Raw genomic sequence first — 19,966 nt, 5'->3', positions numbered from 1 at the left:
AATTAAAAAAATATCCAATTTTGTAGGGTGCGTTAGCGACAGCGTAACGCACCGCCAGATATCTCGGTGCGTTACGGCTTTCGCCTAACACACCCTACTGTATATTTTATTTTTTGGAAGTCCCTTTCTTTGGAACACAGCCATTCTGTTCACCGTCTCTTATGATTGAACCGAAAACCCATTAGAGTAATTGATTGAAAATACACAATATTTTAATAAAGCTTAAAAGAGCATTATTATATTATTTCTAATGGTGTGAATTAAATTGTGGATTTAATTAACGATGCCTACTTGTTTATCTAGTGTTTCCGATCGCGAATCCCAGGCTAACTGGGTCAGTAAGCTAACCAAGTCTTATTATCAAGACGATCAGCAAGCTAAATTTATGCATTTACAAGCAGAAGTAGACTCTCTGTTGCAGCAGTTGGAAAACTTGAAGCACCAACGTTTAGCCGACACAGAGACTAGCCAAAAAGAATAAGTCAGTTTTGGAAATAGCGATGTCTACGACGGGCTATGACGCTCGAATACTCGCTAACGCTTCCCTATCGGCGTCGCCAGTGCCTCTTTAATTTAAATTTGAGTAAGGGGCGTGCTATTCAAAGCGCTGATTTTTCTCTGACCAGCGCCTCAAACTGTAGTTATGAGCATTTTCTACTAGCAAAGCTAAGGATTGCACGTCTGAAAGCCTGGCGATCGCAGAGAGTCTTTGTAAATCATTTCCTGTAAAATCAGTGTAAATGACTTGATTGCGATCGGACAAAATTATAGTCCGGTCACGGTGTTGCTCTGTATTTCCCCCCTGAATTTCCGGTGGAGACTGATTCAAAGATGCGATTGCTGCTGCTGAAATAGTCAGTATGATTTCTGGTTGAGCGTTATTTGTTAAATCAATCACTTGAACAGGCCAATCACCCAACTTTTGCTGCATCTGCTCAAAGCTAGGAATAGCACCACCCGGAACTTCACCAGATTGCTGTAAAGATTTCCACAGACTCGATAATATTACCTTCACCCCTTGGGGATTTTGTTGATACAGTTCTTGTAGGGTGATGGGAGATGGTTGTATCCATTCCAGTGCTGCATTTGTCAAGGCTAAAGGTTTGGGTTGGATAACATCGTTTTGATTCTCTGGAATTTTTGGCCCCACAGCTAATAGGCGCAAAACTTTACCCTGTAGTTGTACCGCTTTTATAGCCGCGATAGTAATTTTTTGTTCTCCATTTGGCAACCAGACTATAATCTGGATTTCCGGGTCAGAAGTGATTCCCAAAGTTTTCCAGAAAAATTTGGCAGTATCAGTTTTAGGTGGGTTCAAATTCTCAAAGGGGGAATTTAGCCAACTTTTACCGTCATTGAATGCACTTACCTCTACCTGATACCAAACTTGGTTATCCGTGAGTTTCAAGTCTGCTGGAGAATTGGGTTGCAGCCACTCGGTGCTAGTAACTTGAGTAATTGGTTGCACTGTACCGACAATTTCACTAGGGTGAGTAGAGGATATTTGCGATTTTGCATCCTCACCATTGAGTCTTGCTAACAGACCTTGAATATAGGCAAGATTATCTTTTGTAATTTTTGGTTGCGCTTTTAACCAGGAATTAGCATGTTCTTCTCCCTGCTGAACAGCTAAAGTCAGCGCAAACCAAGCTTGCACCTCTAGTCTATTTGGGTTCACCCGCAACGCCGCAGCAGTGCGATTCCATAATCGGTTCTTATCCGCTTTCAGTAGAGTAGCAATTTCTTGGACATTATGTGGTGACGCTTCAAACACCTGTAAAGCTTTCTCCCAGCGACCATCAATCAAGTTTGCTAGTACTTCTTGACTAGGACTTGCCCATTTTTTCTGGGCTTGGATTTTAGTAAGTTGGGAATGCAAACGAATCAAATCCATTTGCGCTTGCGCCGCCTGTGGAAAAACTCCTTTGTGCTGTTTCTTGATGAATTTCAACCATTCAAAGGCTGGTGTCCACAGTCCACTACGGGCAATTCCTAGGGCATTTTGGTATGCAGAATCCTTGAGGGCTGGTGATTTGAGGCTAATCGCCTCCAATTCAATTGGTTTGAGTAATAACTTCACAGGCTTGACTTGGTAAACCTGTAAATGCGGTTCTAAACCTACTGTTTCATCAACAACTAACTCTTTTGTCGCATCACCAGTTACCTGTTGCCATTTGGGTAATTGTCCGTTGGGACTTGTCCAAGACAACATTTGTATTAAATTGGTGCGTTCTGGATTGTAATATACAATGTTACCGTAAGCAATCGCACCAGTTCCTTGTTGGCGTTTACCCCTTAAATTAAACCAAACCCCTGGTGATGGTGTCCCACCGTCAAACCGTTGCACTTCAGTGAAAGGTAAGGGAACGCTGATATCTTGCAGTTCTAATGTTCCATCAAGTGAGGGAGAAATCACAAAGGATTCTTCTGGCCCAGTTACAGATAATTGAGTCGTTAGGTAGTAGTAATTTTCTGACTGAGATTTAAACTCTAACTCTTTTGAGCGCTCGTAAACCCTGAGTTCCACAAGCTTTTTACAATCAGATTGACAATTAGCACGCTGCTGCCAAACTGGCAGTAAAAAAGAGTCTTTCGCATCCTGACGTAGAGGTAGATTTTCCCCAAAGATTTGGTTTTTTTGACCCAAATCGAGTTGAATTTGTTTGAGGGTTTTGGGGCGTTCGTGCTTACCAAGAGGGATTTGGGCCCATGCAGGTAAAATTTTATTTAGCCAGCTTACCTGGTCTGGATTGAAGATGAAGAGAACACTAATCCAGGCAAAAGCCATAACTAGACTAGCACTACTCAACAGAATTGCGATCGCTAGCATTGACGACAACCAACTTCCCCCTTTTAGCTTTTTCTGGGGTTTTTTAGCGATGCGTTTCATCACACCTGCATGAGGTTTATTTTGTTTCGAGGTTTTTGGTATCGGCTTGCGTGGACGATTTGCCATAGATTGAGGATTGGAGATTGGGGATTAGATATTGGGAATTAGGGATTAGGGATTGAGAAAACTCTCTCCTAGTCACCAACCAGTCCCCAGTACCTAGTCCCCAGTCCCCAATACCCTGTTATACTCGTCCTTTCAGAAGTTGCCCAGAAAGATTTAAGTCTCATTTTCGACAAAATACGTAAATTTTCCCATGTGAATGTTAGACAACAGCGAATACACTCTTCACTTGAGTATGTGAAGAGTGTAAAAAGTTGAAAGGTAGACTTATTAGCCGCAGTTATCGCAAAACCTGGATGCTCGCATGGTTACTAATTGCGGGAGTAAATGGCGCTGCACAAAAAGTACTAGCACAAGAGTACACAGACACATTAACTACTCAAGCGCAGGAGAGTACAGATTTAAATTCTCCTCCCCTCTCCCCAATAAATCCGATGGCGCAAGTGACATCGGTTTCTCAACTCAAGGACGTACAACCCAACGATTGGGCATTCCAAGCATTACAGTCTTTGGTGGAACGCTATGGTTGTATAGCTGGCTATCCAGATAGTAGCTATCGCGGTAATCGCGCCTTAACTCGCTATGAATTTGCCGCCGGGATAAATGCTTGTTTAGATAGAGTCAACGAGTTAATCACTACAGCCACCAGCGATTTAGTCACCCGCGAAGATTTAGCAATATTACAAAAATTGCAGTCAGAATTTGCCCCGGAATTAGCAACTTTGCGGGGTCGTGTCGATAGTCTAGAAGCCAGAACTGGCGAAATTGAAGCTAACCAATTCTCAACAACAACCAAACTCAGTGGACTACTAATAGTCGGCATTCAAGGACGCACTAACAATCGTGGTGATGTTAATCCTAGAGATGGACAAAAAGATACAAATGATGCAGGAACAAACACTGATGTTATCTCCTTGGCGCAACTATATTTAACTAGTCAAATCACTCCTAGTAGTTACTTGTTTACAGGTCTTTTAGCTGGTAGAGGTACTAGTGCGCCAAGATTTACCAATAGTGTTTCTCGGAATGATGTTTTACTTGGCTACGAATTTCCTACAGAGAGCTTGATTGTAAGTGACCTTAATTTTCATTGGCTAGTGACAGATAAATTAGCAGTGATGGTGGGAACAGAAGGTGTAAGTATGCCGGCTGCTTTCCGAGGCCCAAATCGAGTAGAAAGTGCTGCAACAGGGCCATTATCTTATTTTGCCCAAAGAAACCCAATTTTAAATATGGGATACGGTCATGGCGGTATAGCTATTGATTGGCAATTTGCTAAACGCGCTAGTTTGCAGGCAATTTATACTGCTTATCAACCAGGAAACCCCGCTAAAGGTAGCGGTTTATTTGATGGAACCAGAACTACAGGTGTGCAATTGCTGCTGACACCAACCGATACTCTCGATTTAAGTTTGTATTACGTTAACAATTACTCTTCAGATGGTTGTTTACTAACCTTTGTTGGTGATGAATGCTTAACTGCGGTTAATACAACTACCGGGAAATCAGCACCATTACAAACCAACGCCGTAGGTGCGACTATAACTTGGCAAGTTTCTCCTCATCTGAGCGCAGGTGCATGGGGTGGTTATACTAAATCTTATATTCCTGGGCAATCAGGAAATGTGGAGACGACGAATTATATGGTGTTTCTGAATTTCCCTGATTTATTGAAGAAAGGAAATTTAGGCGGAATTTATGTCGGTCAACCTCCTAAAATCACCAGTAGCGACCTACCTGTAGGAAATAATGTCCCTGATTTTATTAATACCGGCTTAGGACGTGCAGGTGGACAACCAGGGACAACCACTCAAATTGAGGCATTTTATCGTTTCCAGCTAACAGATAACATCAGCATTACACCAGGAATAATTCATCTATTGCAACCTGGTAATACACCAGATAATGACTCAGTTACCATTGGCATTCTGCGGAGTGCTTTTAGTTTTTAATTTTGTTTGCAGATAGACATCATAGGACTGACAGCATTTTTCAGGTAGGATGACCAGTCGAGAAATTAAGCTTTTTGGTGATTTTTGCGTAAGTTATGGAGATATAAAAAAAGGTTTGGCGGTGAACCAAACCTCTATATAAATCCAGTGCATAACAACATCCCGAATTAATTTACTCATTATTATATTCATAGGGCATCTTCCTATAGGATGTGTGCAAATATCCTCAAACCTGATGGTCTATTTTTAGAGTATAATCGAATACCTAAAAAGGAAAACTTGCTGTAAGGTGATTTTTCCAGCAAGCAAAATAAAAGACGGGATGATTTATCCCGTCCAAATAGCTTGAAAGTGGCAATTCACCTTGGACTCTGCAAAAAACTATCAAAAATAAAACTTAATAGGTTGTAAGGCTAACAAATACAGCGCTTCCGGCTATTATGCAATACAGTTTTCCTCTTACCCCTCTCCTATCATAGCTTTCAGCTTTGAGGATGTACCTCATAGCCGCCGGAAGTGCTGTAATATAGGACTCATATTTGATTTTTGAACAAAATTAGGTATTGAAATTAGGTATTGTAGGGTGTGTTAGAACGAAGTTCGTAACGCACTAGCTCATATTATTTGTATTTCCGCTAATACATCACATGTTAATTGTAATGTGATGCCAAAAAATCAGCAATAAAAAAGACGGGGGTTAGCCCGTCTTCTGTATAATAAGTAAAAACATCTTGGTAATTTCTGCAATATATCAAAATCCTTTAATCACAATCTGCCAAATTGCCAAATACTTACCAATAAAACACGAATATTAATTTCTCTGTAATTGGGTATTTTTATAAGCTATAAATTTTACTCTCAGTATAAATTAATAGTTGCTTAAAGGGTAAGTAGATGGGCGTGAATAAATATAATATGTTCCGTCATTGCGAAGCATTACGATTGCTTCGCAGTGACATCTTATATTTAATTATGCCTAACTACTTATAATGATGAACCCTAACAAAAACATGCTTTTATATGGTTTTATATTATTAATCAATGTCACATAGGGCGTGCCAATTCGGGATATAAAAAAGCTGCGACCCCGATAGCGAAGCGTTAGCGAGTATTCGAGCGTCATAGCCCATTGTAGACATCGCACTATTCAATTGGATATACTTATGATTTCTCTAGATATAAAAAATTACTGACAACGAAGTTCATCATGAACCTAAGTATAGTTGATGACAAATTGCAGATAGAATTTACCTGTAAAGAGCAACTGCTAGCTGTTCGCTTGAATAAACTTTGGCAAATATCACTAGCCCATATTGAACAAGTTACAACAACCGAACCCCAAAGCAATTGGCGAGAATTGCGTGCCCCTGGTAGCTTTATTCCTGGAGTGGTTAAGGCTGGAACTTATTACACTAACCGAGGTAAAGAGTTTTGGTATGTGAATCGAGAGACAAATTATTTAACTATTCAATTGCGAGATGAATCCTATAAGCGGATTATCTTAACTATTGATAACAATGAGTCTTGGCAACAAAGACTTGCTCAAATAATTGCTGCATAGTTAGCTCATTCAAGTATCTACACTAAATCTTCCGGCATTGCATAAATGCGGGATGAGTTTCTGGTTGAAACCATTGAAAATTCGTTACAAATTGGGCGAAATCATCCCATGATTCAGCAACGCCAATCTTCCTTGCGAAATGCTACCGCGATTAAGGGAAGCAGCAGCCTATAATAGCCATTCCCAGTCTAAGACTGGGAACAAGGTAATCTATCACAGGTTTGTCTAGTCAGGCTTCTATTTTATTTACTGTTCTCTCTATTAACCACCAGCAACAGCAGGAACAATACTTACTTCATCGCCATCTTTTAAGGCTGTGTTAATACCATCTAAATAGCGAATATCTTCGCTATCGACGTAAAAATTTACAAACCGACGTAGCTTGCCTTCTTCATCGCATAACCTGGATTTAATACCAGGAAAGCTTTGTTCTAAGGAATCCAACAACTCAGCAATGGTGCTACCGTTGGATTCTAGACTAGCTTGATTATTAGTCAAATTCTGAAGAGTTGTAGGAACTAAAACTGTTACAGCCATAGAAGTATAAAATGAGGAGTCAAAAGTGAAGAATACAATTAAGAGTTAGGAGTTATGAATAAAAAACTCATAACTCATAACTCATAACTAAACGAGGACTTGTTGCCATTCCAAGCGATCCAGAGTCCGCGATCGCTCTAGGGCGCGTTCAAAACTATCAAGTTTAGCATCAATAGTCAAGGGTTCTCCAACGTAGCCTTGGATTGCTTCTTGGGTTTTCAAACCATTGCCGGTGATGTAAATCACGGTAGTTTCATCTGGATCAATTTTGCCAGCTTCTACCAGTTTTTTCAGCACGGCCACGGTTGTACCACCAGCCGTTTCTGTGAAGATGCCTTCGGTTTCTGCCAGCAACTTGATGCCATCAATAATTTCTGCATCATTGACTGATTCAATATTACCACCAGTTTTCTGGGCTAACTCTACAGCATAAATGCCGTCTGCGGGATTGCCGATCGCTAGCGATTTCGCAATTGTATTCGGTTTCACTGGCTTTATAAAGTCGCGTCCTTCTTTGAAGGCTTGAGCGATGGGCGAACAACCCTCAGCTTGAGCGCCACTGAAACGGACGCTCTTGTTTTCTACTAAACCAACTTCGATAAATTCTTGGAACCCTTTATAAATTTTGGTAAATAGCGAACCAGAAGCTAAAGGAGCAACCACATGATCGGGTAATTCCCAGCCTAGTTGTTCCGCAACTTCAAAACCTAGCGTCTTGGAACCTTCAGAGTAGTAAGGACGCAGGTTAATATTGACAAAACCCCAGCCATGTGTATTAGCAACTTCCGAACAAAGACGATTGACTTGATCGTAGTTGCCCTTGACGGCCATCAGCGTGGGACTGTAGATCAGACTACCGATAATTTTACCGGCTTCTAAATCTGCGGGGATGAACACACAGCAATCTAAACCGGCGTGAGCTGCGATCGCAGCTGTAGAATTTGCCAAGTTACCAGTGCTAGCGCAAGAAACAGTAGTGAAACCCAACTCTCGCGCCCTTGATAGAGCGACTGACACCACCCGATCCTTAAAGCTTAAGGTGGGCATATTAACGGCATCATTTTTTATATAAAGCTTATTTAGACCCAGGCGACGGGCAAGACGGTGGGAACGAACCAAGGGAGTCATACCCGTTCCCACATCTATAACATTGTCAGTTGCGACAGGCAAAAAGGGACGGTAGCGCCAAATTGAATTGGGCCCAGCTTGAATTGTTTCACGAGTGACAGTCAGACGCAGGGCGCTGTAGTCATACTTGACTTCTAAGGGGCCAAAACATGACTCACAAACATTACTGGCTTTGAGTTCATATTCCGCACCACATTCCTTACACTTTAAGGCTTGAAAGTAGGCAGTGCTGGTTTGGGTTAGGTTTTGGGTTTTGATTGCCTGAGTCATAAACTAGCTTTCCCTGTTTGTCTGTCGGCTGTCGCCTGATACTAACACGAGCAAAAATACCAGTCAAACATACCCGATAAAAATTGTCGGGTATGTTTGGTATTCAAAGGAATGATTCTTGTAAACCTTTGATACAAGCAATTCTTTTATTTGGTATTTACACTTATAAACGCGATGTTGCAAAAAATGACAATAGCTTTAATTCCTCAGTCTTAACACTGACTGATTGTATGAGTAAATTGCATTTTATTATGATTAATTTGCATCCAAATAAAGAACCATCCCATTTAAGCGATTTAGATCGGTTAGTTAACCTTCTATTTTTTTATCTAAATGACTCCACAGGGTTGTATGCATATATGGCAGCAAAGACTCAAAAGCATTTTCAGATATAAGTTTTAGTATTTTTAATACCCCGATCAAAACCCAAAAATTGCTATGTGTGTTGCCAAAATGAAGTTAATTTTTCAGCTTCGATTGCACTGATGCAGCGCCAGAGAAGTTACTTATTTATACGGAAGATTTTTTTTGCTGTAAAAGCTACATTGCTATTTACATTTAGATTCCAGAAAAAAACATAGTAACAAATTACACATATTTGCGATTATTAGCCTTGAGCCTCAAACATTAAGCGGAAAACAAGTAGGCAAATTATTTCTGCTTATTGCTGCAATGTAGTTTTTAAGGAGTGTCAATAATTTAACAGGTCAAATATACGCTCCCCGAAACCTTAATTTTTCGGGGAGATGTAGTCGGTAATTCTTTAAAGAATTGTCGAACTTTTTACTGTCTCAAAACCCAAGATTAAAAGCAAAGAAATAAACAACTTTTATGGTAAATCGAAATAAATCTATCACCAAGCAGCGTCAGCTCTACCAATCTCTAGTAGCAACAGCATTATTAACTGGTAGCTTTTTCCAATTTGTTGCACCTGTATTAGCTGATGGAACTACTGCGGGTACATCTATCAGTAACACCGCGACAGCGACCTACGAAGATCCTAACAGTCCAGGGACAACAATTAATGCCACTTCTAACACTGTAGTTGTCACCGTAGCAGAGGTTGCTGGTATTACCGTTACAGCATCTGGTGTAACAGATGCCACTACTAGCCCTACTAATACAACAGTTCAGGTTGGCGACCTACTAATCTACACCTACAATCTGACTAACGTAGGTAACGACCCGACCAAATTCCACATTCCTAACCAAGCGACAACAACTGGGCCGGGTACAGTTTCTGGCACACTACCAAATGGTGGTACAGCTAATAGCCTGCAATATAGCACCGACGGCGGTCAAACGTGGACAAACATCCCGCAAGGCGGCGTAGACACACCCTCGGTTCCAGTTGGTGGTACTGTATTGGTGCGTGTACCGGTTACTGTCCAGAATGGCGCTCAAACCAACGACATAATCACCGTTACCCTTGGTAATACCCCTGGTGATGCTCAAAACCAACTGCGGAGTCCTGATGGTGGTGACGTGTTCACCGTAGATAATCCCGATGGTAGTGTTACTGGTGAGGTAACTGGCGCACCAGTTAACGGTACACGGGAAGCTAGCGCCACTGAGCAAATTAAGGTTGGTTTAACGCTGAAGACTTATGCTTTAGCTACCATTCTTAAGGTTCGCAGTGGCTATAACAATGGTGGGACAACTGCGATTACAGATGACAAGCTGACTTATGATTTGAGTTTGCGCGTTGAGTCTAACGATCCCACAGGGCAGGGAATTACGCCAGCAGCTTTGACAGGTACAAGCATCAATGTGAATGGTGTTGCTGGCAACTATATTTTAGTTTCCGATGCGATTCCTGCGGGTACAAATTTGGCAGTAGCACCAACTGCACCTCCTGGTTGGCAAACTGTTTATACTACTAGCCCAGTTACAACTAATGCTAATACAGCTAGTTGGACTACGACAGCACCAGCCTCTCTGGCCTCAGTTACTCGCGTTGGTTTTATCAATAATCCAGCGACTATTACTTCCATTGCTCCTGGTACAACGGTAAATGGCTTCTCAATTCAGCTAGCTGTTAAATCAACTGCAACTTCACCCTTAACCGTCGCTAATATCGCTCAATTATTTGGTCAAACACCTACCAACAATTTTCCAGTGTACGACGAATCAGGCGACCAAAATCCCAGTAACTACGACGGTTCCCCAGGTAGTATGACACCTCCTGCGGGTACTGATACCAATAATGATGGTATTCCCGATACTTTACCACCTGCTAGTGTTGATGATGGCTATATTAATACTCCAACATCTCCAGAAACTGGAACTGACACGGGTAATAACAACAGTGGTACTGGTACTGGTGGTGAGGCGAACGTCTTCACAGTGCAAGCACCTGTTGCTTCAGCATTACTCAACGGGCCGCTGAATGCCCCGGATGCCACTGGGCCATCAGGTCTGACCAACGATGACTTCACGAACAAATCTTCTCTCGTTCCTGCTGGTACAGCACCTGGTAGTACACTCGATCCTCAATCAGTTGGTTTCACAAACACAATTAAGAATAGTGGTACTGATGCAGGCTTATTGAAGATAGAACCAACGCCACCAGCAACTATAGGAGATTTGCCAAATGGTACGAAGGTAACTATTACCTATAATAGTCAGTCTGCTGTCTATACCTACAATAATGGAGTTTTCAGCACAACTGGTACAGCAATTACAATCCCCAACGTTGCTCCTGGTACAAGTATCAACTACGGTGTGGAAGTTGATTTACCTCCAGGCACGCAGTTATCTACTGATATTAACAGAGGCTTCCCAGTACCCATCACTGCTTCTATTGACAACTACACAACGGATACCAACGCTGACGGAATCAAGGATAGTGGGAACGATAATATCTTTGATTCATCCAACATTACTATCGATCGCGTTTACACTGGTTTCTTGAAACTGCTGAAAAAGTCACGAGTCTTACAAGGAACTGGGCCTGTAGTTCAGGGGAATGACGGTACATTCAGTATCGATCCGAAAAAGCCTGCACCGGGAAATATTATTGAGTATCAAATTCAGTACACAAATATTTCCGATCCTCAATCTGGAACCGGTAACGTGATTTTGAATGCCAACAAAGTTGTGATTATTGAAGATGGTACGCAAAGCCCCAACAACTGGGCACTAGACAACGATGCTAGTGGTCAAATTGATACTAGCAACATTGTTGGTTCAGCTAAGGATTCTGGAACTGCAACTATCCAGTTCTTCAGTGGTAATCCAGCTAATACCTCTGGCATCGACCAAACCGGAACTACAGTAAACGCAGATATTACCAAGTATGTAGATAGTGTAACTGGCGCGATCGCACCGGGTATTCAAAGAACATTTACCTTCCAACGCAAGGTGAACTAATTCGTTGGGAATGGGGAATAAGCGATCGCTGCAATTAGTTTACCTCACTCCCCAACCCTTAAACAGCAAGCAAATAGGAGAGTGACTATTTCTTGGCAAAAGCAGGGAAAGATAAGTCGACAATCAGCATTCTGAAAGTTTTTGAGGTTATTTGTATGAAGCGTGTTTCTCTTGCAGGTTTAGGAGCGTTTGCTCTCATTGCTACAGTTCCATTTATCGGTCAAATTCCAGGAATCGCAAATGGATGGCACTCAGACAGTGCTGTTGCTCAGAATATCAAAACTCAAGGGCAAATACAACTGCGTTTAGAAGTAGAAAAGCAAGTGGTAGCCCAAGATCGGCAGGGTAAGCAAAGCCAGAAATGGGAACCTTTGAAAGGTCAAGCTGTAGTGCGTCCAGGGGATGTGTTGCGATATACCTTGAGTGGCGAAAATAAGAGCGATCGCTCAGTGAAGAATTTGATTCTCAATCAACCTATTCCTAAAGGAATGGTCTACGTGCTGAAATCTGCAAATGTCCCCAATAATGCCAAAGTTATTTACAGCATTGATGGTGGACACAGCTTTGTTGAAAATCCCACTGTGAAAGTTACTGTTCCTGGCGGCAAAGTGGAAACCAAACCAGCACCAGCCATTGCTTACACCCATATCCGTTTGCAGATTCCGTTACTTGCAGCTAAGACAACGGTATCAGCGACTTATCAAACCCAAGTGCGCTAATTGGGTTGGGGATTGGGGAAGATTTTCTGGGAACGCTAATTGGGTGCTGTGGCCTCCGAAACGAGATTTACACCATTTAAAAATTCTGGATTTCCAGAAATAAATAAGTGCTTTTATTAACAACAAGCTTGACATTTCAGAGGAGATGTGTTTTGTGAGCCGTCTTCAAAACCAAAAGCAAATTACTTCTTGCAGTAGCTGGTGGCGACGGTTAACAGCTACTGTTCTTCTGGGAAGTTTTTTGCATACTATTACACCTATACCAGCGATCGCGCAGCAGACTAACAATCTAGCTGCATCTTTGCCATTAATAAATCAAGCTACTTATACTTATACAGACTCTGTTACTAATTATCAATATCAAGGAAGTTCTAGTCAGCTTAATGTTACTCCTAGCCGATTATTCGATCCATTAGGGCGGATTTTAGGTTGCGCTGGCACTATTTTATCTGACTATACAGGTTTTTCAGTTGGTGTATACGAACCTAACTCTAGCGACCCAACGGGCACAGAATTGGGCAGCTTGGTTTCTTTGACTCGAACAGAGTTACCCGATATTTCTAATAACAACGTTCCTGGTGGAAAATCGCCAAATACTGAGAATAGTAACCCTTACTTCGTTACGAATAACCCTGCGGGTGTCTACAATTTCCTACTCGATCCGAATAAGGGTCAAATCGATCCAGGTAGAATTTACATTTTTGTAGTTAATCCACCACCAAATTCTATCTACAAACAACGGCGAATCAAGATTGAAATCCTTGGTAGTACTGGCACACAAGGTAATCAGGTCGTGCGATATGTTGCTACTTCTCTGGATGGTCAACCAATAAGTAGCACAGGTGAAACCAGGGTAGAGCAAACAGTTGTTTTAGTTCCGAATGCAGAGGTTGTGGGACTAAATTTATTAGCCTTTGAATTCACCACAAATTTGTGCCAAGCCAATCAGTTGCAGATTATCAAAACAGGCGATCGCGCTGCTGCTGAACCTGGAGATACGGTAATCTACCGCCTGTCGGTAAAAAATCTCGCTGATGCTGGTTTGAATAATATATTTATCACCGACAGCCTACCTTTAGGATTCCAATTTTTACCTAAATCTGTGCGGGGAGAGTTGGATGGTCAAGTAGTTACTCTCACCTCAGAACGCAATGGGAACACGGTGATTTTCAGGACAGACGTAACGATTCCCACTGATAAAGTCTTGAATATTGCCTATGCCGCTCAACTAACAGCTGATTCTCTGCGCGGTAATGGTCGTAATAGTGCGATCGTCAATGGTCAACGAGCTGATAACCGTTTTAGCACCAAGGATGGCCCTGCAACCCATCAATTGAAAATTCGTTCAGGAATCGTCTCTGACTGTGGCACAATTATCGGTCGCGTCTTTGTTGATAAAAACTTTGATGGCGAACAACAGCGTGGTGAGCCTGGAATCCCCAATGCAGTGATTTTTCTAGAGGACGGAAACCGCATCACTACAGATCCGAATGGTTTGTTCTCCTTAGCTAATGCCTTACCTGGATACCACACAGGTGTACTAGACCTCAGCAGTGTACCCGGTTACGCCCTAGCTCACAACGAAAAATTCCGCGAACGCAATAGCCAATCCCGCTTGGTGCATTTAGAACCTGGTGGTTTGGTACGCATGAACTTCGCAGTTACCCCCACATTCCAGGAGCCAGTCAAGAAATGAAACCCAGACTGCACTGTGCAACTAGATTTAACCTGAAGATGATGGGGGTAATGCCAGTAATATCTCTCAGCCTGGTTTTGTATCCTGCCATAGTCAAAGCAGAACCAGCCAATGAAAACCTCTTTTTCCCTTCGCAAGCAGACAAGGGTATAGAACAGAATAAAGTTGCTGAAAAAAGCATAGACTCAAATTCTCCTCATCTGTTGGGAAGTTCCGAGCAGCAGTTTCTACCTCTTGAAACGGAAATACAACCATTTCAACCAGCAACTTCTGTTGATTTAGCCAGAGAAGATAAGAAGGACGAAGGCCAAAACAGTGAGAGACAGTTGCAAAGTTCTCCAACGGAAATACAAGCATTTCAACCAGCAACTTCTGTTACTTTACCTAGAGGCTTACGCAAAATAGCCGGAATAGTTGAAGCCAAAGAGAAAATTCCCCCTCCCTCCATTTCTGGAGCAATCAAAATCCTGACTCCAACGGCTGAGAGTGTTGTAGATGTACAAGCTACTACAGTAATTTTGCAATTCCCTGCTGGTAGTCAAGTGGAATTGCGGGTAAATAGCGTGTTGGTAGACTCTTCCTTAGTAGGACGGACGGAAACTGAGGCCAATACTAACTTGGTAACGCAGACATGGTATGGTGTCTCCTTAAAGGAAGGGAATAACACCATCTCTGCACAAGCAGTTGGAGGAACAGAACCCCCGGTAACAGTGCAAGTTGCAGTCCGAGGAGCGGCACAGCAATTAACCTTAGAAACAGTTGAGTCCCGTATCCCTGCGGATGGACGTTCTACAGCCACAATCAGGGGTCAACTCATTGATGCAAATGGCAATCGCTCTAATCGTGATGCTGTTGTCACTTTGATCCCTACTGCTGGGGAGTTGGTTGGGAAAGACTTCAAACCCGATGAACCCGGATTTCAAGTTGAGGCGAAAGGGGGGCAATTTACTGCGATTTTACGATCGCAATTAAAAGCCCAAACTGTGACAATTCGGGCGATTGCTAATGATTTAGAAGCCTTTACCCAACTGCAATTTGAAACTGCACTGCGTCCCAGTTTGGTAACAGGGGTGATAGATTTACGTTTGGGCGCGAGAGGGACAGATTATTACGGCAGTTTTCGTGATTTTCTCCCTCCTGACAAAGATAACGGCACGCGATTAGATTTCCATTCAGCGATATTTGCCACTGGTGCGATCGGGGAATGGTTGTTTACAGGTGCATACAACAGTTCTCGTAATCTGAATGAAGATTGCAACTGCGATAATCGTCTGTTTAGAACTTACCAATCCAGCGAGCAAAACTATCCTGTCTACGGCGATAGCTCGAAAGTTGATGTAGTCGCTCCTTCTATTGACAGTGTATTTTTGCGTTTTGAGCGTTCAAATGGTATCCCCGGCTCCGATCCTGATTATGCCATGTGGGGTGACTACAACACAGAAGAGTTTGCAAGGCGATCGCAGCAATTTACTTCTATCACCCGTCAACTCCACGGCTTTAAAGCTAACTACAACTTAGGAAACTTACAAATTTCCGGCTTCTATGGCAACAACTTAGAGGGATTTCAACGGGATACCATTGCTCCCGATGGTACTAGTGGTTATTACTTCCTCTCTCGCAGAATATTACAAGCAGGTAGTGAAAATGTCTTTATCGAGTTAGAAGAACTAAATCGCCCTGGAACTGTACTAGAACGCAAACAGCTTAACCGAGGCCCAGACTACGAAATCGACTACGATCGCGGTACTTTATTATTCCGCGAACCGATTCTTCGTACAGATATCGATCAAACTGGACAAGTATTGGTACGCCGGATTGTTGGTACTTATCAATACGACGACCAAAACTCTGATAGCAATATCTTTGCCGGTCGTCTGCAATATAACCTTTCGCGCAAGCTGAATCAAGAAAGTTGGATAGGAGCAACTTACCTCCAAGAAAATCATGGGGTGCGTGATTTTCAACTCTACGGTGCAGATGCGCTGATAGCTTTGGGTGACAAAGGCAAGTTAATCGCAGAATATGCCCATTCCATGAATGATTCTGATGTTGTGGGAAAAGTTAGTGGTGATGCGTACCGATTGGAAGCTGAGGGAGAAATTGCCAATGGGATTCAAGGTCGAGCCTATTATCGCTTTGCTGATACAGGTTTTGTCAATAATGCCACTATTAGCTTTGTCCCAGGACAAACCCGTTATGGGGCGCAGGTTACAGCTAGACTCACCTCAAGTACCAATGTCAGGGCGCAATATGACCATGAAGACAATTTTGGGATTGCTCCCCAACCCCTAGACACCTTTGAAGAACTGTTTGCACCCCGTTCTGAAGCTATACCTGGGAGCCAAGTTGATAATTCTCTGACGACGATATCGGCTGGGATTCAACAACGTTTGGGTAGCGCTACTTTGGATGTGGATTGGATTCATCGTCGTCGGGAAGACCGAATCGCTGACAGCGCCTTAAGTAGTAATTCCGATCAACTGCGATCGCGTTTTACTGTTCCCATCGCTAAGAACCTGACTTTCCAAGCTCAAAATGAACTCAGTTTATCTTCCCAAAAAGATACAGTTTACCCAGACCGTACCATCTTAGGGTTGAATTGGGCAGTAATTCCTGGTGTCAGTGTCAGTCTGGCTCAACAGTTTTACACTAGCGGTCAATTTTCGGGTAATTCCATCACCAGCTTAAGTGTCAATGGCGAACACAAAATTGGAACCGATACTACCTTGACTGGTCGTTACTCAATTTTAGGTGGTGCTAATGAACTGACTACCCAAGGAGCAATAGGTTTAAATAACCGCTGGACTATTGCTTCGGGATTGCGGCTGAATTTAGCTTACGAACACATATTTGGCAACTTCTTCGGCCGAACTGCGGCGGGTCAACAATATGCCCAACCCTATGCCTTTGGTCAATCAGCATCTGCGATCGGATTTGAAGGTGGAGATAGTTATAGCGTTGGGCTAGAATACTCTGATAATCCCCAGTTTCAAGCCAGCGCTCGGTATGAACATCGCACTTCTTCTGGTGGTAGCAATACAGTAATTACCGCAGGTGCTACAGGTAAAATTTCTCCGGCTCTCACAGCTTTGGTACGCTATCAACAGGCAAACTCTTCCAATCAAAAGCTGTCAGGATTGGGAGATACCGCTAACCTGAAGTTGGGTTTAGCTTACCGCGACCCCAATAGCGATAAATTTAATGCTTTATTGCGTTATGAATATCGCCAAAATCCGGCGATTATCCCTGACACTATCCTGTTAGGCAGTGGTACAGGTTCCCAAGACCATACCTTTGCCTTAGAAGCTATTTACGCTCCTAACTGGCAATGGGAATTTTATGGTAAGTATGCTTTGCGTAACAGTACTTCTTATTTGGCTAACGATTTAGCTGGTACAAGTACGGTTAATCTGGGGCAATTACGAGCTACCTATCGTTTGGGATATAGCTGGGATTTAGTTGGTGAGGCTCGTTGGATTGGCCAATCTAACTACAGTGAGACAGGTTTTGTGGTAGAAACAGGCTATTACCTCACTCCTAATTTGCGCCTTTCTGCTGGATATGTTTTTGGGAAAGTTGATGACCGGGATTTTTCCGGGACACGTTCCGCAGGTGGGGCATATTTGGGTTTCACGGTTAAACTGGATGAATTGTTTGAGGGCTTTGGACAACAAAAGCCGGTGCCACGTCAGCAACCAGAATCCACGGTGCAAAGCCTGATAAAGAAATTACGACAGTGAAATTTTGCTTCTCTTGGCAAATTACAAGAAAGGCAGAGGGCAGGAGGCAGAAGGCAGAAGGAAAGGAGTATTAATAAAAACTTTAGTTCTGGGTCTAAAGCCCAGTTTAAAAAAAGAATTGTATCGATAGCGCAGCGTTAGCGAGTCATCGAGCGTCGACGCGTAGCGCGAGATACAAAGCGTCATTGCTTCAATCCCACGTTTTTAAACGTGGGTTCCCTTCAGCATAGCTGCCTTCGTACTTCTGCCTTCTGAATGTCTTTTGATTTTTCTTTTTCCAGAGTGATAAAAGAGCGGTAGTCTCAGGATTAAACTGGCATGACTTCTCGCACTTCAACTGGTTCACCTGTCAAGCTAAAAGGGCGAACTTCGGTAATTTTTACTTTTACTAACTGCCCTTTCAATTCTTTAATGTCACCACTGAAAAATGCCAACCGATTACCATCAGTGCGTCCCATAACCTGGGTTTGATCTTTGGGGTTTTGGTCTTCTACTAAAACGGATTCGATGCGTCCAAAGTAACGTTGCGATCGCTCTGCTACTTTCAAGTTTCCCAAATGATTGAGGCGTTGGAGGCGATCGCTTTTTATTTCTTCACTTAGTTGATTGTTCCACAAAGCGGCTGGTGTCCCTGGACGCGGCGAATATGCTGCTGTATTCAACATATCAAAACCAATATCTTCCACCAGTTTCAGGGTATTTTCAAACTGTGCTTCTGTCTCCCCAGGAAAACCAACAATCGCATCAGCACTAATTGAGGCATCTGGCATATACCGCCGAATGGTATCAATGATGCGGCGATATTTCTCATGGGTATAACCCCGCGACATCGCCTTTAAAAGTTCATTATCCCCAGATTGAAAGGGAATGTGGAAGTGTTTGCAAACTTTGGGCAACTCAGCACAAGCCTTAATCAATCTCTCTGTAAAATAACGGGGGTGGCTAGTAGCAAATCTTAATCTTTCAATCCCTGGCACATCATGGACGTAATAAAGTAAATCTGTGAAGTTGTGCAGATGCCGACCTTCTGACGTTGTTCCTGGCAAATCTCTGCCGTAAGCATCAATATTTTGACCGAGTAGAGTAATTTCCTTGTAACCTTGCCGTCCTAATTCTGACATTTCAGCGCGTATGGCTGACGGTATGCGAGATTGTTCGACACCTCGTACATTGGGAACCACGCAGTAGGTGCAGCGTTCGTTACAGCCATAAATTACATTTACCCAAGCTGTTACCTTACTATCCCGTCGCGGTTGGGTGATATCTTCAATAATGTGAACCGACTCGGTTGCTACCACTTGGTTGCCATTAAACACCGATTCCAGCAAATCTTTAAGGCGGTTAGCATGTTGTGGCCCCATTACCAAATCTAATTCTGGAACTCGTCGCAACAGCGCTTCGCCTTCTTGCTGGGCAACACAACCAGCAACAATCAGTGTTAAATCAGGTTGCTCATGCTTACGCTTCGCCTGTCTGCCAAGATAGGAATATACCTTTTGCTCGGCATTATCTCGAATTGTGCAGGTATTGTAGAGAATCACATCTGCATTATTTGGGTCTTCAGACCATTCAAAGCCCATATCTTCCAAAACGCCAGCCATGCGCTCTGAGTCAGCTTTATTCATCTGACAACCGAAAGTAGTGATGTGGTAGTGGCGTTTAGAAGTGGTCATGGTCAATTCTGCTTAATTAGCTAATGTATATAAGGTTTATTTCTATTCTATAACGCTCTTAGGAGGATGTTTTAAAAGTCCTTGTCGGTATCAAAACGTGGCAACCAGTGACTCAGACACGCGTTAAGAGAAGGCAAAATGGCGGCGATATTCTCACAAAAGACTTGCAGATGTCATTAGACATCTCCGAAAATAGTCAAAGCCTTTGTGTGGCTAGAATGTAGTCCTTAACCGCTTTGCCTCTTGAGGATTCTTCTCAATGTAATTCAGTATCTCACTCATACTTTAGTGTCAAAAAACTTCCCGTGATGTTCTTTTACCACAAAATATACTATTTTGGATATGTCTAATGGGTTCTATAATGC

The 19,966-nt window shown here is 42.7% G+C and carries 12 protein-coding genes; 8 read left to right on the top strand and 4 right to left on the bottom strand.

Annotated elements, in window-relative coordinates:
• Nucleotides 1-283: 283 nt before the first annotated feature.
• Nucleotides 284-481 (top strand): hypothetical protein, encoded by a 198-nt coding sequence (locus CDG79_RS11680; protein WP_094330682.1) that lies wholly within the window; start codon nt 284-286, stop codon nt 479-481.
• A 114-nt stretch (nt 482-595) separates the two neighbouring features.
• Here CDG79_RS11680 and CDG79_RS11675 read toward each other — a convergent pair whose 3' ends face one another.
• Complete coding sequence (locus CDG79_RS11675; protein WP_189524965.1) at nt 596-2,956, bottom strand: hypothetical protein; 2,361 nt, start codon at nt 2,954-2,956, stop codon at nt 596-598.
• A gap of 293 nt (nt 2,957-3,249) precedes the next feature.
• Here CDG79_RS11675 and CDG79_RS11670 point away from each other — a divergent pair, with 293 nt between their 5' ends.
• The 3 genes from CDG79_RS11670 (at nt 3,250) to CDG79_RS44790 (ending at nt 6,640) form a co-directional block, all read left to right on the top strand.
• The gene (locus tag CDG79_RS11670) at nt 3,250-4,905 is read left to right on the top strand and encodes an iron uptake porin (RefSeq protein WP_094342285.1); all 1,656 of its coding nucleotides are present in this window, start codon (nt 3,250-3,252) and stop codon (nt 4,903-4,905) included.
• 1,207 nt (nt 4,906-6,112) lie between these two features.
• The gene (locus CDG79_RS11665; protein ID WP_094342284.1) at nt 6,113-6,466 is read left to right on the top strand and encodes a hypothetical protein; all 354 of its coding nucleotides are present in this window, start codon (nt 6,113-6,115) and stop codon (nt 6,464-6,466) included.
• A gap of 45 nt (nt 6,467-6,511) precedes the next feature.
• Complete coding sequence (locus CDG79_RS44790) at nt 6,512-6,640, top strand: hypothetical protein (RefSeq protein WP_262985793.1); 129 nt, start codon at nt 6,512-6,514, stop codon at nt 6,638-6,640.
• Between the two features lie 87 nt (nt 6,641-6,727).
• Here CDG79_RS44790 and CDG79_RS11660 read toward each other — a convergent pair whose 3' ends face one another.
• Both CDG79_RS11660 and thrC read right to left on the bottom strand, forming a co-directional pair.
• Nucleotides 6,728-7,003, bottom strand: coding sequence for a ubiquitin-like small modifier protein 1 (locus CDG79_RS11660; protein ID WP_094342283.1), 276 nt, complete (start codon nt 7,001-7,003; stop codon nt 6,728-6,730).
• Nucleotides 7,004-7,090: 87 nt separating this feature from the next.
• Nucleotides 7,091-8,401, bottom strand: coding sequence for a threonine synthase (gene thrC, locus CDG79_RS11655; RefSeq protein WP_094342282.1), 1,311 nt, complete (start codon nt 8,399-8,401; stop codon nt 7,091-7,093).
• A gap of 831 nt (nt 8,402-9,232) precedes the next feature.
• Between thrC and CDG79_RS11645 the strand changes: the two genes are divergently transcribed.
• The 4 genes from CDG79_RS11645 (at nt 9,233) to CDG79_RS11630 (ending at nt 17,928) form a co-directional block, all read left to right on the top strand.
• The gene (locus tag CDG79_RS11645; protein WP_094342280.1) at nt 9,233-11,773 is read left to right on the top strand and encodes a beta strand repeat-containing protein; all 2,541 of its coding nucleotides are present in this window, start codon (nt 9,233-9,235) and stop codon (nt 11,771-11,773) included.
• 155 nt (nt 11,774-11,928) lie between these two features.
• A complete protein-coding gene (locus tag CDG79_RS11640) occupies nt 11,929-12,492 on the top strand; it encodes a DUF11 domain-containing protein (protein ID WP_094342279.1) in 564 nt (187 codons plus the stop codon).
• A 145-nt stretch (nt 12,493-12,637) separates the two neighbouring features.
• Nucleotides 12,638-14,188 carry a DUF11 domain-containing protein gene (locus tag CDG79_RS11635; RefSeq protein WP_094342278.1) on the top strand — a complete coding sequence of 517 codons (1,551 nt, stop codon included), beginning with the start codon at nt 12,638-12,640 and terminating at the stop codon, nt 14,186-14,188.
• Complete coding sequence (locus CDG79_RS11630; protein WP_094342277.1) at nt 14,185-17,928, top strand: hypothetical protein; 3,744 nt, start codon at nt 14,185-14,187, stop codon at nt 17,926-17,928. Before CDG79_RS11635 ends, CDG79_RS11630 begins: the two co-directional genes overlap by 4 nt.
• Nucleotides 17,929-18,236: 308 nt before the next feature.
• On the opposite strand, the gene miaB is transcribed toward CDG79_RS11630, so the two are convergent.
• Nucleotides 18,237-19,601 (bottom strand): tRNA (N6-isopentenyl adenosine(37)-C2)-methylthiotransferase MiaB, encoded by a 1,365-nt coding sequence (gene miaB, locus CDG79_RS11625; protein ID WP_094342276.1) that lies wholly within the window; start codon nt 19,599-19,601, stop codon nt 18,237-18,239.
• Nucleotides 19,602-19,966: the final 365 nt, after the last annotated feature.

The organism is Nostoc sp. 'Peltigera membranacea cyanobiont' 232 (genome assembly GCF_002245985.1).
Classification (GTDB): Bacteria; Cyanobacteriota; Cyanobacteriia; order Cyanobacteriales; family Nostocaceae; genus Nostoc.
This window is presented reverse-complemented; position numbering and strand designations above follow the sequence as displayed.

What these genes read in the sequence shown, in the direction of transcription:
- CDG79_RS11680 (WP_094330682.1), top strand. Translation starts at nt 284, where the DNA reads ATGCCTACTTGTTTATCTAGTGTTTCCGATCGCGAATCCCAGGCTAAC.
- CDG79_RS11675 (WP_189524965.1), bottom strand. Translation starts at nt 2,956, where the DNA reads ATGGCAAATCGTCCACGCAAGCCGATACCAAAAACCTCGAAACAAAAT.
- CDG79_RS11670 (WP_094342285.1), top strand. Translation starts at nt 3,250, where the DNA reads ATGCTCGCATGGTTACTAATTGCGGGAGTAAATGGCGCTGCACAAAAA.
- CDG79_RS11665 (WP_094342284.1), top strand. Translation starts at nt 6,113, where the DNA reads ATGAACCTAAGTATAGTTGATGACAAATTGCAGATAGAATTTACCTGT.
- CDG79_RS44790 (WP_262985793.1), top strand. Translation starts at nt 6,512, where the DNA reads ATGCGGGATGAGTTTCTGGTTGAAACCATTGAAAATTCGTTACAAATT.
- CDG79_RS11660 (WP_094342283.1), bottom strand. Translation starts at nt 7,003, where the DNA reads ATGGCTGTAACAGTTTTAGTTCCTACAACTCTTCAGAATTTGACTAAT.
- thrC (WP_094342282.1), bottom strand. Translation starts at nt 8,401, where the DNA reads ATGACTCAGGCAATCAAAACCCAAAACCTAACCCAAACCAGCACTGCC.
- CDG79_RS11645 (WP_094342280.1), top strand. Translation starts at nt 9,233, where the DNA reads ATGGTAAATCGAAATAAATCTATCACCAAGCAGCGTCAGCTCTACCAA.
- CDG79_RS11640 (WP_094342279.1), top strand. Translation starts at nt 11,929, where the DNA reads ATGAAGCGTGTTTCTCTTGCAGGTTTAGGAGCGTTTGCTCTCATTGCT.
- CDG79_RS11635 (WP_094342278.1), top strand. Translation starts at nt 12,638, where the DNA reads ATGTGTTTTGTGAGCCGTCTTCAAAACCAAAAGCAAATTACTTCTTGC.
- CDG79_RS11630 (WP_094342277.1), top strand. Translation starts at nt 14,185, where the DNA reads ATGAAACCCAGACTGCACTGTGCAACTAGATTTAACCTGAAGATGATG.
- miaB (WP_094342276.1), bottom strand. Translation starts at nt 19,601, where the DNA reads ATGACCACTTCTAAACGCCACTACCACATCACTACTTTCGGTTGTCAG.